Consider the following 15213-nt stretch of genomic DNA (forward strand, 5'->3'; position numbering starts at 1 on the left):
CCGGTCAGAAGCTGTACTTGGCGAAGGCCTGGAAGCGGTTGAGCTCGCCGGAGACGCCGGATTCCAGCTCCCGCTCCGCGCGCATCACCTCGGCGCCCACGTCGAGGCCGCGGATCGGCGACCAGATCAGGTTGAAGTGCAGGCTCTGCGAGCTCTCGTTCACCGCCAGGCCGGTGAGCGCGCCGTCGTTGTCGATGACTTGGTTGGCGTAGATCAGGTTGGACCGCAGGCCCTCGCGCCAGACGTGCCGGTAGGCGGCGAAGCCGGCGGTCAGCGGTATGGCCTCGAGGTTTCCGCTGGCGGTCACCACCGCGTCGTTGGCGAGGTTCAGGCCAACGTAGCGACCGATGCCCTCCCCGTGGGTGATCATGAACCGCAGGTCGTCGCGCGGGCCCACCTTCACCTTGCCCGAGAAAGAGACGCCCCAGCCCGTCGTCTTGTCGTCGACGGCGCCTTCTTCGACAGCAAGCTGGCGGACCAGCCCGGCCAGGGCGAAGTCGCCGAACGGCCGCTTCAGCTCGAACTTGGCGGCGATGTCCGGCATGACGGAGTCGTCGGCCAGGATCCGAGCGCCTCCGCGGAACGGGGTGACGGTGGTCTCCGGGTTCTCCACGGCGATGGAGAACGGCCCGCGGGTGTAGCGGACCTGGGCCTGCCGCACGAAGATCGTGCCCGCGGTCGGGCCGATGTAGTCCGCCGTCTCCGGCAGGACGGCGGTGTTCTGGAAGGTCGACCACTCCTGGCCGAACAGCCAGTTGTCGACGGTGATGAAGGCCCGCCGCAGGGACAGGTTGGAGGGGCTGGTGGTGCGCTGGTCCCCCGCGCCCGGCAGGGTCTGGAAGTCCATCTCCACCCGCGTGCCCACCTTGCGGCCGGCGACGACGCCGTCGGTGGTCAGCCACAGGCGCGTCTGGCGGGCGTTGAAGTGGGTCTCCTCGTCGCCCGGCCCGCCGATCGGGATGGTGGCCGGCAGCAGGAAGTCGCGGCCGAGGTCGCTGTTCGGCAGGTCGCCGTCCTCGTACTGGGTGGCCATGGCGTCCAGCTTCAGGAAGCCGCCGTACTTCACCGTGTGCGCGCCGATCCGGAAGCCGTCGGCCGGCGGCGCCGGCGCGGCGGCGGGCGCCTGGGCTTGCGGGATCTGGATGACCGGCGGCGCGGCGGGCGCGGGCGCCGGGCGGGCCGCGAGCTCCGCCTTGACGGCGGCGAGGGCCTCCTCGAGCTGCCGCACCCGCGCCTCCAGTTCGGCGGTCTTGGCATCCTGCGCGAAGGCGGCCTGCGGGATCACGGACAGGGCGGCTACAGCCGCTCCGCAGAGCAGGTGAAGACGCATGTGTTTCCCCCTCACATAGTTTGGGGGTGATCACGGGGCGCCTGGGACCCGCGCGCTATTAGCCGTTGGTCGAGAATAGACGAAAGTCGTAGACTGCAAGTGATCGACGCCGGACGCACACACATGCAGTCTGCTGTCGAGGCCGCCGAAGTGCGGCCCGGGAGGAAGCGATGACTGGCGTCCTGCTTGCGGACGACCATCCTCTATTCCGCACCGCGCTCAGCACCGCCGTGCGGCGGGTGCGCTCCGACGCACGCATCCTGGAAGCCTCGACCCTCAGCGGCGCCCTCGACCGGCTGCGGGAGACGCCCGCCGTCGACCTCGTGCTGCTCGACCTCCGGATGCCGGACTGCGACGGCTTCACCGGCCTGCTCACCCTGCGCGCCGAGTTCCCGGCTGCTCCGGTGGTGGTGGTCTCCGCCAGCGAGGACGACGAGACCGTCCGCCGTGCGCTCGCCTTCGGCGCGTCCGGCTTCATCCCGAAGTCGGCGTCGCTGGAGACCATGGTCGAGGCGCTGGAGACGGTGCTTGCCGGCGACGCCTGGGCCCCGGCCGTGCCCGATCCGGAGCGGGACGACGCGGCGGCCGAGCGGATCGCCTCCCTCACGCCCGCCCAGCTCCGCATCCTGGTGGGGCTCCGGCGGGGCCGGCTGAACAAGCAGATCGCCTACGAGATCGGAGTCACCGAGGCCACCGTGAAGGCGCACATGACGGCCATCTTCCGCAAGCTCGGCGTTCTGAACCGCACCCAGGCGGTGATCGCCGCCGAAGCCCTGATGCTGGACAGCGACGCGGCCTGACTATTCCGCCGCCGCGGCGTGCCGCGCCCGCGACAGGAAGGCCTTCAGCGCCGCCGGCTGGACCGGCTTGCCGATCACCGTCACGCCCAGGCGCCGCGCCCGCTCCAGCACCGTTGCGTCGCTCTCGGCGGTGACGAGCGCCGTGCGGCCGAGCCGGTCGCCCAGGCGGGCGATCACCGCGAGGCCGTCGTCGGCCGAGCCGAGGTGGTAGTCGATCAGGGCCGCATCCCACGGGCCGGCGCCTTCCGCGACCGCCGCCGCCGCGACCGCGGTGTCCACCTCCGCGCCCCAACGGCGCAGCAGGGCGCGCAGGCTGTCGAGAATCGCCGGCTCGTTGTCGACGCACAGCACGCGCAGGCCGGTGAGCGCGCCGCCGCGCGGCCGCGGGGCGGCGGCGGGCGTCTGGGCCGGCGGACAGGCGGGCGTGGAGACGCTGAACATGCTGCCGCGCTTCAGGACCGAACGGACGGCCACCGGATGCCCGAGCAGCTTGGCGACCCGGTCGACGATGGCCAATCCCAGGCCCATGCCCGGCTCGGCCTCGCCGCCGACCCGGTGGAACTCGCGGAAGATGGCGTCGCGGCTGTGGTCGGGGATGCCGCGGCCGGTGTCCCAAACGTCGAACCGCAGGTCCGCGCCGCGCCGGCGGGCGGCCACCAGCACCCCGCCCCGCTCGGTGTAGCGGATAGCGTTGCTGACCAGGTTCTGCAGCAGCGAGCGCAGCAGGTCGGGATCCGAGCGCACCCAGGCGGTCGACGGCCGGACGGCCAGGCGCAGGCCCTTCTCGGCGGCCATGGGCGCGAACTCGCGCTCGAGCTCGCGCAGCAGCGCGGCCACCGAGACCGGCCGCAGCTCCGGCTTCACCCCGCCCGCCTCCAGCTTCGAGAGGTTGAGCAGGGCGCGCAGCAGGCGGTCGGCGGTCGCGATGGCGAGGTCGGCGTCGCGGGCCAGAGCGCGGGTCTCGCTGTCGCCGGGGCGGACCTCCTCGCCGAGCGCAGCGACGAACAGGCGCGCGGCGTGCAGCGGCTGCAGCAGGTCGTGGCTGGCGGCCGCGAGGAACCGGCTCTTCGACGCCGTCGCCGCCTCCGCGCGAGCCGTGGCCTCGGCCAGCGCCCGGGTCCGCTCGGCCACCCGGGCCTCCAGCCGCTCGTTGGCTTCCTCCAGGTCCCGCGCCGCCTGCTCCAGCGAGGCCTGCCGCTGCTTGTCCTCGGTGATATCGGTGTAGGTCGTGACGTAGCCGCCGCCCGGCATGGGCGCACCGGCCGAGCGGATGATCCGCCCGTCGGGCCGCAGGCGCTCGAAGGTGTGCCGCGTCCGCCGCTTCAGGTGCAGCAGGCGACGCTCCACGTGCACGTCGATCCCGCCCGGCCCGCACTCGCCGCGCTCGGCGTTCCAGCGGATCACCTCGGCGATGGGCTTGCCGACGTGGATGAAGCCGGACGGGAAGTGGAAGAGCTTCAGGTAGGCGGCGTTCCAGGCGATCAGCCGCAGGTCGGCGTCCACCACGCTGACCGCCTGGCTCATGTTGTCGAGCGTGGCCTGCAGGAGCTCGCGGTTGAACTGGACGGCCTGCGCCGCCTCGTCGAGCAGGCGGGTGACGTCGTCCGGCCCACGCGCCGCCCCCGAGAGCGCCGCGGCGATGACGCCCCGGGCCGAGGTTGCGCCCACCGCGCCTGCCAGCCGCCGCTCGATCGCGCGCGCCAGCGCCGGCGTCACCGGCTCGTGGTCGCGCAGGGGCCGGCCGAGCTCCCGGGAGAGGTCGGCGAAGCTCCGCCGGGCGGCGGCCTCGCCCATGAACCGGGCCATCAGGTCGCGCAAGTCGCCCACCGCGCCGCCGAGCGGGTGGCTCGGCCCTTCCGCCAGGGGCTCGGCGTCCTCCACGAACACCGCGGCCTGGATCCGCTCCACCAGCCTGGGCCGGGTCAGCAGGGAGACGCCGATGAACAGGCCGACGTTCAGCGCCAGGCTCCAGAAGACGCCGACCACCAGAGGGTCGCCCCGGCCCATCCATCCCGGCGGCTCGATAAAGCCGAGCTGCGGCAGGGCGATGCTGTAGATCCAGGCGGCGAAGCCGGTGGCGAGCCCGGCCAGCGCCCCCGCCGCCGTCCCCCGTTTCCAGAGCACCGCGCCCACCAGCACCGGCGCGAGCTGGGCCAGCGCGGCAAAGGCGGTGAGGCCGATGGAGGCCAGCGCCTCCGATCGGTCCATGGCCCGGAAGTAGAGCCACGCGAGCAGCAGGACCCCGACGATGGCCAGGCGCCGGACGAACAGGATCATGCGGGCGAAGTCGGCCCGCGCGCCCTCCCGCCAGCGCCGCTTGGCGGCCAGCGGCAGGATCAGCTCGTTGGAGACCATGGCCGAGAGCGCCACCGTCTCGACGATCACCATGGCGGTCGCCGCCGAGAAGCCGCCCAGGAAGACGAATAGCGTCAGCGGGGCGGCCCCGAACTCCAGCGGCAGGCCCAGCACGAACAGGTCCGGGTTGGTGTAGCCCGATGGCAGCAGGGCGCCGGCGGCGACGATCGGGACCACGGCCACGCTGGTGAGGATCAGGTAGAGGGTGAAGGTTCGACGCGCCTCGCGTGCGTCGTCCAGGTCGGCGAGCTCGACGAAGCCCATGTGGAACTGCCGGGGCAGGCAGAAGACCGCCGCCGCCGACAGCAGGGTCATCACCAGGAAGCGGGCGTCCAGCGTCGGCGGCTCGCCCAGAGGGCCCAGCGCGTCGTCCAGCGGCCGCCCGGCGCCGGCGATCAGCACCACCGCCAGCAGGGCGGCGGCCAGCAGGGCGGCGAGCTTGACGATGGACTCGAAGGCGATGGCTTGGACGAGGCCGCGGTTATGCTCGGTCAGGTCGGCGCGCCGGGCGCCGAACAGGATGGCGAAGCCCGCCAGGCCGATGGCGATGGCAAGCACCGTCCCCTCTGCGGGCGCGCCGTCCGCGCCGCCCTGGGTCATCACCGCCCAGCCGGTGGCCAGGGACTTGAGCTGCAGGGCGATGTACGGCAGCGAGCCGGCGACCGCGACCAGGGCCGCGAGGCCGCCCAGCAGCCGGCTCTTGCCGTATCGGGCCGCGACGAAGTCGGCGATCGAGCCCACGTTGCCGCGCTTGGCCGCCGCGGCCACCCGCCGCCACAGCGGGAACATCACGGTCACCGCCAGCAGCGGCCCCAGGTAGATAGTGACGTACTCCCAACCGGAGCGGGCGGCGGTGCCCACGGCGCCGAAGTAGGTCCAGCTCGTGCAGTAGACGGCGAGCGACAGGGCGTAGGTGACCGCCCGGCGGCGCACGTCGGTCCGGGCGGCGGCGTCGCGGTCGCCGCGCCAGGCCACGTTGAAGAGCGCGGCCATGTAGACGGCCACCGCCAGAATGACCAGCCAGGCGCTCACGGGTCCTCCCTGCCGACCCGGGGATCAGACGCCCCGGCGGGCCGTTCGGCAAGCCGACCTTGGTCGCAAACGAAGGCGGGCGGCCGCCGGGGCCGCCCGCCACACGCCTTGGGGAGGTGGAGCGTCAGGCGTGTATGTCGACGTCCTTGGTCTCTCGGACGAACAGCATGCCGATCACGAAGGTGACCGACGCCACCACCACCGGGTACCAGAGGCCGTAGTAGATGTTGCCCGTGGCCGCCACCATGGCGAAGGAGGTGGTGGGCAGGAAGCCGCCGAACCAGCCGTTGCCGATGTGGTAGGGCAGGCTCATCGAGGTGTAGCGGATCCGCGTCGGGAACAGCTCCACCAGCATGGCCGCGATCGGGCCGTAGACCATGGTCACGTAGATCACCAGCAGGGTGAGGATCCCGACCACGGCGACCTTGTTGACCTTGGCGGGGTCGGCCTTCGCGGGGTAGCCGGCGGCGGCCAGCACCTTGCCCATGTTGGTTTCCCACGCCTTCTTCTGCGCGGCGAACTCGGCCTTCGGCAGGGTCTGGCCCGGGAAGGAGGCGATCACCGTCTCGCCGACCCGCACCTGGGCGACCGAGCCGGCCGGCGCGGCCTCGTTCAGGTAGGTGACGCCCGCCTTGGCCAGGTAGGACTTGGCGATGTCGCAGCTCTTGTTGAACACGGTCTTGCCCACCGGGTCGAACTGCACGGAGCAGTCGTTCGGGTCGGCGACCACCGTCACCGGGCTGGTGGCCGCGGCGCGGGCCAGATCGGGGTTGGCCGACCAGGTCAGCGCCTTGAACAGCGGGAAGTAGGTCAGCGCCGCCAGCAGGCAGCCGGCCATGATGATCCGCTTGCGGCCGATCTTGTCCGACAGCCAGCCGAAGAAGATGAAGAATGGCGTGCCGATCAGCAGCGCCACCGCCACCAGGGTGTTGGTCAGCGCCCCGTCGACCTTCAGCATCTTCTCGAGGAAGAACAGCGCGTAGAACTGCCCGGTGTACCAGACCACCGCCTGGCCGGCGGTGAGGCCCACCAGCGCCAGGATGACGATCTTCAGGTTGCCCCAGCGGGCGAAGCTTTCCTTCAGCGGCTGGGTGGAGCCCTTCCCCTCGGCCTTCATGCGGGCGAAGGCCGGGCTTTCCTGCAGCTTCAGGCGGATCCACATGGAGACGCCCAGCAGGATGATCGACACCAGGAACGGGATGCGCCAGCCCCAGTCCCCGAACGCCTCCTCGCCCATGCCGATGCGGGTGACCAGGATCACCGCCAGGCTGAGGAACAGCCCCATGGTGGCCGTGGTCTGGATCCAGCTCGTGTAGAGGCCGCGCTTGCCGTGCGGCGCGTGCTCGGCGACGTAGGTCGCCGCCCCGCCGTACTCGCCGCCCAGCGCCAGGCCCTGGACCAGGCGCATGACGATCAGGATGGCCGGCGCCGCCACGCCGATCTGCTCATAGGACGGCAGCAGGCCGACCGCGAAGGTCGACAGGCCCATCAGCAGCATGGTGACCAGGAAGGTGTTCTTGCGGCCCCACAGGTCGCCCAGACGGCCGAACACCAGGGCCCCGAACGGGCGCACCGCGAAGCCGGCCGCGAAGGCCAGCAGGGCGAAGATGTAGCCGGTGGTCTCGTTCACCCCCGAGAAGAAGTGGGTGGTGATGTAGGTGGCCAGCGAGCCGTACAGATAGAAATCGTACCATTCGAAGACCGTGCCGACGGACGAGGCGCCGATCACCAGCCGATCGTCCCGATCGACCACGTGTTCGCCCCCCGTCGCCGACGCCGTGTAGGTGGCGTTGGACATTGGTTCCTCCCGCGGCCCGCCCGCTTCCGGGACGGCGCCCTTGCCGACGGAGGTCCCCCCTCCGCCCTCAGCCGCGAACACTGCACCGCACCCCGAGCCGGCGCGATATCGACCTTCGTCTAGCGGACCAGAAAGCGCCTTCCGCTCGCCGGGCCTCCGTCAAGTAACGCGGTGGATTGTCGCAGTTTAACTACGTCGCTCCGCACATCTACGGTTGCGTATTCAAGCTTCTCGAGGCCCTTCGCCAGTGCGTCGCCTCTCGATCCGCCTACCCCGGATTGCAAATTGCTTATTTGCAAACAAGCACGCTTGAACAACGTTCTTCATGATAAAATCCGCGGTAAGACAATTGCAATCGCCGTCGAGCACCCAATGGCTCCGAACATTGGAGAGCGTCTAAGCTGGAGGGCGAATCACTATGCGTCTGCAAAATCTGAAGATCTCAAACAAGCTGATCGTTGCGTTTGCAGCGATCATCCTTGTTTCGACGCTGGGCGACGCTCTCGTCTTCAGCAAACTGATGACGATCCGTTCTGCGGCCGAGAAGAACGACCGCACCTACGACCTGTCCATGGACGTGCAGACAATGCTGCGCGGCTTGGTGGAGCAGCAGAACGCCATCCGCGGCTTCGTGGTCTCCGGTGGCGACGAGAGCTTCTATGAGACCTACAAGGAGCAGAAGGCCGCCGTCGACACGGCGATGAAGCACTTCGAGGAGAACACCGCCAGCCCCGAGCAGAAGGCGCGCGTCCAGAAGCTCGGCCAGCAGTTCGCCGCCTGGCGCGTGGAGCATGCCGAACGCCCGCTCGAACTCGCCCGCAACCCGGCGACCCGAGGAGAGGCGCTGGCCATGCTCGGCAAGCGCACGCTCCGCGACCTGCGCGACACGCTCGGCGAGATCGAGAAGGCCCAGCACGCGATCCAGAACGAGCGGATGGAGATCCAGAAGGACGCGGTCCATCTGGCCAACATCTTTCTGGTGGTGAGCGCCGTGCTCGCGCTCGCCGTGGCGGCGCTCATGGCCCTGTTGATGGCCCGTACGGTCGCCCGCCCTGTGGTCGACATGACCGGCGCGATGCGCAAGCTGGCGGACGGCGACAACACTGTCGACATTCCCGGCGTCGGCCGCGGCGACGAGCTCGGCCAGATGGCCGGCGCGGTCCAGACCTTCAAGGACGCCGCCATCGAGAAGCTCCGCCTCGAAGGCATGACCGCCGAGCAGGCCAAGGCCGCCGAGGAGGAGCGCCGCCGCCAGGAGGCCGCCAAGGCCGAGGCCGCCCGTCAGCAGCAGATGGTGGTGGACGGCATCGCCACCGGCCTGGAGAAGCTGGCCGCGGGCGACCTGCTGTTCCGCCTGAACCAGCCGTTCGCCGAGGAGTACGAGAAGCTCCGCGCCGACTTCAACGGAGCCATGGACCAGCTCCAGGAGACCATGAAGGTGGTTTCGGCCAACGTGCGCGGCATGCGCTCGGGCACCGATGAGATCAGCCAGGCGGCCGACGACCTGTCCAAGCGCACCGAGCAGCAGGCCGCGAGCCTGGAGGAGACGGCGGCGGCGCTCGACGAGATCACGGCCACCGTCCGCAAGACGGCCGAGGGCGCCAACCATGCCCGCGACGTGGTCAATACCGCCAAGAGCGACGCCGAGCGCTCGGGCGAGGTGGTCCGCCAGGCGGTGGAGGCGATGAGCGGCATCGAGAAATCGTCCGCCCAGATCGGCCAGATCATCGGGGTGATCGACGAGATCGCCTTCCAGACCAACCTGCTGGCCCTGAACGCCGGGGTCGAAGCGGCCCGGGCCGGCGACGCCGGCAAGGGCTTCGCCGTCGTCGCCTCCGAGGTGCGGGCGCTCGCACAGCGCTCGGCCGACGCGGCCAAGGAGATCAAGACCCTGATCTCCACCTCCACCGAACAGGTCGGTCAGGGGGTGTCGCTGGTCGGCGAGACGGGCCAGGCGCTCGAGCGGATCGTCGCCCAGGTGGCCGACATCACCACCGTCGTCACCGAGATCGCCGCGTCCGCCCAGGAACAGGCCACCGGCCTGCATCAGGTGAACACCGCGGTGAACCAGATGGACCAGGTGACCCAGCAGAACGCCGCCATGGTGGAGCAGTCCACGGCCGCCAGCCACAGCCTGGCCCAGGACGCCGAAGCGCTCTCGCAACTGATCTCCCGCTTCAAGGTGGGCGAGGCCGCGGTCGCCGCGGGCCAGCCGGCCCGGCGTCAGGCGACGCCGGCCCCTCGCACGGCGACGGCGCTGAAGACCGTCTCCACCCACGGCGGCGGCGGCGGCGCGCTCCGCAAGCCCGAGCCCACGGCCGACGCCGACAACTGGGAGGAGTTCTGATGCACGGCTCGGCCGACGCGCCGGCCGGCGCCCGTGAGCTGATCTCGATCCAGGTCGGATCCCAGCTGTTCGCCCTCGACATCATGCGGGTGCGCGAGATTCGCGGCTGGACGGCGTCCACGCCCCTGCCGCACGCACCCGGCTATGTGCTGGGGATGATCAACCTGCGGGGCGCGGTGCTGCCGGTGCTGGACCTCTCCGCCCGGCTCGGCCTGCCGCCGCGCAGCCCGGACGCCTCTTCGGTGGTGGTCGTGGCCGAGCTCGCCGGCCGGCCCGTCGGCCTGCTGGTGGACGCGGTCTGCGACATCATCACGGTGGAGTCGGCCCAGATCCAGGCGGCCCCCGAACTGGGGGGCGGCGGCCCGGAAGCCGACTTCGTGCGCGGCGTCATCACCATGGAGGACGCCATCGTCACCCTGCTCGACCTCGACGGCGCCCTCCCCGAGACCGCCATGGCCGCCTGAGCGGCCCCGCTCGGACTGTGGCGCGCCCGCACTCTGGCCGGGCGCGCCCTCGAGCTGGCCCCAGCCCCGCCCACGGGACCGCCGCAGCTTTCCTTAGACCGGTTGTGCGAGTTAACTGTGTCTTGAGGTTCCTGGCCCCGACTTCCCCGGAAGAACAAGTCTGGGGGAATCTCGTCGTGCGCGTAAACTCGGTCAGCTCAAAGCTCATGCTGGCGGCGGGGGCGACCATCGGCCTCCTGCTCCTGCTGGCGTGCAGCCTCGTGGCGTTTCAGTCGTCCCGGACGGTCCGCGGACTTTCGGACAACTACAGCGCATCGCTGGGACAGGCCGAGGCGATGCGGCTGGCCGGCGAGCTCCGGGGCGTGCAGGATACGGCGACGGCGATGGCCAGCGCAGTCGGCGCCGCCCACGAGCACGGGGTCCGCGATCGGGCCACCGTCATGGCGATGCTGAAGCCCGCCCTGGATTCCTCCAGCCTTGTCATGGGGAGCTGGTTCTTCGCCGCGCCCAACGCCTTCGACGGTCGGGACGCCGAGTTCGCCGGCCAGAAGGCCCTCGGCTCCAACTCCACCGGCAGCTTCGAACCCTACTGGGCGCGCGTCGATGGCCAGGTCACCATCGAGCCGCCGGAAGACACACAGGTGTTCGGCGAGCCGTTCTATCAGCTCGCGGCCAAGTCCGGAAAGCCGGCGGTGACGGAGCCTTACGAATACAAGGTCGGCGACAAGACCATCCTCATGACCTCGCTGACGGCGCCCGTGTTCTCGGGCGGCAAGCTGATCGGCGTCGCCGGCCTGGACATCGCGCTGAGCGACGTGGTCGCGACCCTCGAGAAGACGCGGCCCTTCGGCTCCGGCCGGCTGATGCTGCTCTCCGGCGACGGTCGCTGGGTCTCTCACTACGACCCGGCCCTGCTCATGAAGACCTACGAAGACGCCGCCGCCGGCGAGATCCGCGAGGCCATCCGCGCGGGCAAGCCGATCGTGGTCCAAGGTGTCAGCGAGGGCGGGAAGCCTGTCTCGCGGCAGCTCGCGCCGGTGCCGCTGACCGCTTCCGGCGCCAACTGGGCGGTCGTCGTGGATGCGCCGGAAGCCGTCGTGCGCGCACCGGAACGGAACCTGCTGGTGGGCCTCGTGGTCGGCGGCGTGCTGATTATCGCCGCCGTCCTGACCGCGCTGTTCCTGGCGACGCGGAAACTCGTCGGCGCGCCGCTGAACGAGCTGTCCCGGGTCATGGCCAGGCTGGCCGGCGGCGACCATGCCGTCGATGTGGTGGGCGCCGAGCGCCGTGACGAGGTGGGTGAGATGGCCCGCGCCGTGGAGGTGTTCAAAACCAACGGCCTGGAGATGCGGCGCCTGGAAGCGGAGACCGAGGCCCGGCGCGCCGAAGCCGAGGAGGAGCGGCGGCGCAACGAGCTCGCCCGCGAAGAGGCGGCCGCCGAGCTCTCGAAGGTGGTGGACGCCCTGGCGCACGGCCTGGACCGGCTGTCGGGCGGCGACCTCACCCACCGGGTGAGCCAGAGCTTCGCCGCCGACTACGAACGCCTGAGGACCGACTTCAACGGCACCCTGGCGAAGCTGCAGGAGGCCATGGCCGCAGTGCTGAACAACACCGGCGCAATCGGCGCCGGGACGCACCAGATCAGCCAGGCGGCCGACGACCTCTCGAAGCGGACCGAGCAGCAGGCGGCCAGCCTCGAGGAAACAGCGGCCGCGCTCGATGAGATCACCGCCACCGTGGGCAAGACGGCGGAAGCGGCGAAGCACGCCAGGACCGTGGTGACGGCCGCCAAGGACGACGCCGAACAGAGCGGCGACGTGGTGCGCCGGGCGGTCGAAGCCATGAACGCGATCGAGCGGTCCGCCGAGCAGATCAGCCAGATCATCGGGGTCATCGACGAGATCGCCTTCCAGACCAACCTGCTGGCCCTGAACGCCGGCGTCGAGGCCGCCCGGGCGGGAGACGCCGGCAAGGGGTTCGCCGTGGTCGCGATGGAGGTCCGGGCCCTGGCGCAGCGCTCCGCCGAGGCGGCGAAGGAGATCAAGGAGCTGATCACCACCTCCACCCAGCAGGTGAACGAGGGCGTTCACCTGGTGGGCGACGCCGGCGAGGCCCTGAACAGGATCTCGGGGCAGGTCGCCGAGATCAACGCCATCGTCTCGGAGATCGCCGCGTCCGCCCAGGAACAGGCCACCGGCCTGCATCAGGTGAACACCGCGGTGAACCAGATGGACCAGGTCACCCAGCAGAACGCCGCCATGGTCGAGGAAAGCACCGCCGCGAGCCACTCGCTCGCGCGTGAGGCCGAGGAGCTGAGGAAGCTGATGGAGCAGTTCCACGTGGGCGCGTCGGCCTCGCAGCCGTCGGCCGCCACGCCCGCTTCCAGGCCGGCGCCGTCACCCGCCAGGTCGCAACAGCAGCGCCTGGTGGCCGCCTATGGCGCCGCGGCGGGCGCCGCCGCGAAGAGCGACTGGCAGGAGTTCTGATCAGGGCGAGGGTCGGCGTGGCGCCGGCCCTCGCCGCCCTTGGCGAAATCCCGGAAAAGCAAAACGCCGCCCCGAAGGGCGGCGTCTGTGGGGTTCTCGAATATGGAGCGGGCGAGGCGATTCGAACGCCCGACCCCAACCTTGGCAAGGTTGTGCTCTACCCCTGAGCTACGCCCGCACTCCGTTCCGGAGCCGCCCCGAAGGCCGCCCCGAAATTCGAGAGGCCGGCTTATGGCAGACGACCCAGGCCTTTGCAAGCGGGTCTTCAGCCGAATTTTGGCGCCTTCAGCCGGCGCTTGTTCACGTGGCCCTGCGGGGCGGGCGCGTCGACCTCTTCCGGGAACTCGCCCTTGAAGTAGTAGCGCTGCCAGGCCTCCTTGGTGGCCTCCGGATCGCCGCGGAAGATCTTCTGGTTGAACTCGCTGCGGTGCTTCTCCCAGACGTCGTACTGGTGACGGAGCTCGGGGTCGGAATCCATGCGCCGGATCACCGGCTGGATCTCGTGCAGCGTCTTGTCCTGCAGCAGGGTGATGAAGCAGAAGGGCTCGCCCTTCTCGAACCGCACCCGGCCGGGACGCGTGAACAGCCAGTTCATGGTGAAGGGGAAGGGCAGCCAGTCGGTTTCCACGACCCCGGCCAGCGGCTGGATGCCGTCCTTCACCAGGTTCGGCGGACCCATCACCCACATCGACCAGCCCGGCGGCGTGCGGAACAGATAGCCCGCGTGGAAGGTCAGCACCCCGTGGCTGAAGTGGCTGGACGCCAGCTTGTGGAAGTCCGGGTGCGGGTGATCGGGGCGAAGCGTGATGTCGGTCTGCATCAGACCGCCGTTCCACTCGGCGGTGAAGCCGGTGGGGCACAGCAGCTCCCAGCCCGAGGAGTTGGCCATGGAGAGCGGCAGGCAGCGGTAGGGGTGGCGGGCCGCGAACTGGTCCATCCAGGCCCGCTGCGGCCGGCCGGGCACCAGCTCCGGCGGACGGTCGGTGACGGGGAAGCACTCCAGTTCCATCGGGCAGGCTCGCGTGTTCGGTGACGCCGCGACCCTTAGAGCGCGGATGGCGCCCCCGTCCAGTTCCGCTATCAGGGGGCCATGACGGACGAGAGAGCGAAGGACCGCGACGGCCTCTTGGCCTTCCTGGCGGAGATCGGCGTCGAGGTCGTGACCCACGAGCATCCGGCGGTGTTCCGGGTGGAGGAGGGCGAGGAGATCAAGGCCCGCATACCCGGCGCGCACACCAAGAACCTGTTCCTGAAGGACGCCAAGGACCAGCTCTGGCTCGTCTCGGCCGAAGGCCACGCGCAGATCGACCTGAAGCGCCTCCACCACGTGATCGGCTCGGCGCGCCTGTCGTTCGGCAGCCCGGTGCTGATGGCCCAGACCCTCGGCGTCGCCCCGGGCTCGGTCACCGCCTTCGGCCTGGTCAACGATCGCGAACGCCGCGTACGGTTCGTGCTGGACCGCACGCTGGCCGAGGCGGAGCAGGTGAATTTCCACCCGCTGACCAACACCGCCACCACCACCGTGCCCCGCGAGGGCCTCCGCCGGTTCCTGGCTGCGATCGGCGTCGAGCCGATGGTGGTGGACTTCGAGGCCATGGCCGTGGTTCAGCCGGTGCGTTGAACCGCCGTCGGCGTGCGACCATCTTGGCGGCGAGGCGTTTTGGACGTGACGAGGCGAGGGTAGGACCTACATGACCCTGATCGGGGACACCGCCGGCAAGCCGGCCGGCGACATCATCAAGGACGGCACGGACGCCAGCTTCGTTGCGGACGTCATCGAGACGTCGAAGGAGACGCCGGTCATCGTCGACTTCTGGGCGACCTGGTGCGGCCCCTGCCGCCAGCTCGGCCCGGCGCTCGAGAAGGCCGTCACCGCGGCCAAGGGCGCGGTGAAGCTGGTGAAGATCGACATCGACAAGAACCCGGCCTTCGCCGGCCAGCTCCGGGTCCAGTCGATCCCGGCGGTGTTCGCCTTCGTGGGCGGCCGGCCGGTGGACGGCTTCATGGGCGCGCTGCCCGAGAGCCAGGTGAAGCAGTTCGTCGAGCGGCTGGCGAAGCAGGGCGGCGGCGGTGGCTCGCCGGTGGACGACCTGCTCGACATGGCCCGTGAGTCCATGGATCTGGGCGACCTCGGCGGCGCGGCCCAGGCTTTCGCCGAGGTGCTGCGCCACGACCCCGAGAACGTGAAGGCCATGGCGGGCCTCGCCCGTGTCTATCTCGCCTCCGGCGACACCGCGCGCGCCCAGGAGATCGTCGACATGGTTACGGACGGGGCCAAGGACCCCGAACTGGACGGCGTGCGCGCCGCGCTGGCGCTGGCGGCCGAGGGCGACTCCGAGACCGCCGGCTTCGAGCAGCGCCTCGCCGCCGACCCGGACGACCACGAGGCCCGCCTGGAGCTCGCCAAGGCGCTCGCCGGCCGCGGGCAGATGGAAGAGGCCGTCGATCACCTGCTCTCGATCATCGAGAAGGACCGGGAGTGGAACGAGCAGGCGGCCCGCAAGCAGCTCCTGACCATCTTCGAGGCGGCCGGTCCCACCTCCGAGATCGCCAAGAGCGGCCGGCGCAGGCTCTCGGCGATCCTGTTCAGTTGACGCGCAA

The 15213-nt window shown here is 70.5% G+C and carries 10 protein-coding genes and 1 tRNA gene; 6 read left to right on the forward strand and 5 right to left on the reverse strand.

All coding sequences use genetic code 11. The annotated features are described in order from the left end of the window. Positions 1–4: 4 nt before the first annotated feature. Positions 5–1330, reverse strand: coding sequence for a DcaP family trimeric outer membrane transporter (locus ACE3Q8_RS06335; RefSeq protein ID WP_374469408.1), 1326 nt, complete (start codon positions 1328–1330; stop codon positions 5–7). Positions 1331–1500: 170 nt separating this feature from the next. On the opposite strand from ACE3Q8_RS06335, the gene ACE3Q8_RS06340 reads away from it, so the two are divergent. Then, a complete protein-coding gene (locus ACE3Q8_RS06340) occupies positions 1501–2130 on the forward strand; it encodes a response regulator (RefSeq protein ID WP_374469409.1) in 630 nt (209 codons plus the stop codon). On the opposite strand, the gene ACE3Q8_RS06345 is transcribed toward ACE3Q8_RS06340, so the two are convergent. Both ACE3Q8_RS06345 and ACE3Q8_RS06350 read right to left on the reverse strand, forming a co-directional pair. Next, a complete protein-coding gene (locus ACE3Q8_RS06345) occupies positions 2131–5517 on the reverse strand; it encodes a PAS-domain containing protein (protein WP_374469410.1) in 3387 nt (1128 codons plus the stop codon). Positions 5518–5641: 124 nt separating this feature from the next. Then, positions 5642–7315, reverse strand: coding sequence for an MFS transporter (locus ACE3Q8_RS06350; RefSeq protein ID WP_374469411.1), 1674 nt, complete (start codon positions 7313–7315; stop codon positions 5642–5644). 520 nt (positions 7316–7835) lie between these two features. On the opposite strand from ACE3Q8_RS06350, the gene ACE3Q8_RS06355 reads away from it, so the two are divergent. The 3 genes from ACE3Q8_RS06355 to ACE3Q8_RS06365 all read left to right on the forward strand — a co-directional run bounded on the left by ACE3Q8_RS06355 (position 7836) and on the right by ACE3Q8_RS06365 (position 12612). Next, entirely contained in the window at positions 7836–9662 is a 1827-nt protein-coding gene (locus ACE3Q8_RS06355; RefSeq protein ID WP_374469412.1) for a methyl-accepting chemotaxis protein, read from the forward strand. Next, on the forward strand, positions 9662–10126 hold the full coding sequence (locus ACE3Q8_RS06360; protein ID WP_374469413.1) for a chemotaxis protein CheW: 465 nt from the start codon (positions 9662–9664) through the stop codon (positions 10124–10126). The genes ACE3Q8_RS06355 and ACE3Q8_RS06360 overlap by 1 nt, the downstream gene beginning before the upstream one ends. A gap of 176 nt (positions 10127–10302) precedes the next feature. Continuing rightward, complete coding sequence (locus ACE3Q8_RS06365; RefSeq protein ID WP_374469414.1) at positions 10303–12612, forward strand: methyl-accepting chemotaxis protein; 2310 nt, start codon at positions 10303–10305, stop codon at positions 12610–12612. Positions 12613–12715: 103 nt separating this feature from the next. Here the strand turns inward: ACE3Q8_RS06365 and ACE3Q8_RS06370 are convergent. Together ACE3Q8_RS06370 and ACE3Q8_RS06375 are read right to left on the reverse strand one after the other, a co-directional pair. Then, positions 12716–12790 (reverse strand) — tRNA-Gly (locus ACE3Q8_RS06370). Between the two features lie 87 nt (positions 12791–12877). Next, positions 12878–13621, reverse strand: coding sequence for a DUF6065 family protein (locus ACE3Q8_RS06375; RefSeq protein ID WP_374469415.1), 744 nt, complete (start codon positions 13619–13621; stop codon positions 12878–12880). Between the two features lie 81 nt (positions 13622–13702). Between ACE3Q8_RS06375 and ACE3Q8_RS06380 the strand changes: the two genes are divergently transcribed. Both ACE3Q8_RS06380 and ACE3Q8_RS06385 read left to right on the forward strand, forming a co-directional pair. Next, entirely contained in the window at positions 13703–14233 is a 531-nt protein-coding gene (locus tag ACE3Q8_RS06380; protein WP_374469416.1) for a prolyl-tRNA synthetase associated domain-containing protein, read from the forward strand. A gap of 70 nt (positions 14234–14303) precedes the next feature. Beyond that, a complete protein-coding gene (locus ACE3Q8_RS06385) occupies positions 14304–15206 on the forward strand; it encodes a tetratricopeptide repeat protein (RefSeq protein WP_374469417.1) in 903 nt (300 codons plus the stop codon). Positions 15207–15213: the final 7 nt, after the last annotated feature.

Source organism: Phenylobacterium sp., from assembly GCF_041913825.1.
Classification (GTDB): domain Bacteria; phylum Pseudomonadota; class Alphaproteobacteria; order Caulobacterales; family Caulobacteraceae; genus Phenylobacterium.

Coding starts and splice junctions, on each gene's coding strand:
- ACE3Q8_RS06335 (WP_374469408.1), bottom strand. CDS start 1,330: ATGCGTCTTCACCTGCTCTGCGGAGCGGCTGTAGCCGCCCTGTCCGTG.
- ACE3Q8_RS06340 (WP_374469409.1), top strand. CDS start 1,501: ATGACTGGCGTCCTGCTTGCGGACGACCATCCTCTATTCCGCACCGCG.
- ACE3Q8_RS06350 (WP_374469411.1), bottom strand. CDS start 7,315: ATGTCCAACGCCACCTACACGGCGTCGGCGACGGGGGGCGAACACGTG.
- ACE3Q8_RS06355 (WP_374469412.1), top strand. CDS start 7,836: ATGACGATCCGTTCTGCGGCCGAGAAGAACGACCGCACCTACGACCTG.
- ACE3Q8_RS06360 (WP_374469413.1), top strand. CDS start 9,662: ATGCACGGCTCGGCCGACGCGCCGGCCGGCGCCCGTGAGCTGATCTCG.
- ACE3Q8_RS06375 (WP_374469415.1), bottom strand. CDS start 13,621: ATGGAACTGGAGTGCTTCCCCGTCACCGACCGTCCGCCGGAGCTGGTG.
- ACE3Q8_RS06380 (WP_374469416.1), top strand. CDS start 13,703: ATGACGGACGAGAGAGCGAAGGACCGCGACGGCCTCTTGGCCTTCCTG.
- ACE3Q8_RS06385 (WP_374469417.1), top strand. CDS start 14,304: ATGACCCTGATCGGGGACACCGCCGGCAAGCCGGCCGGCGACATCATC.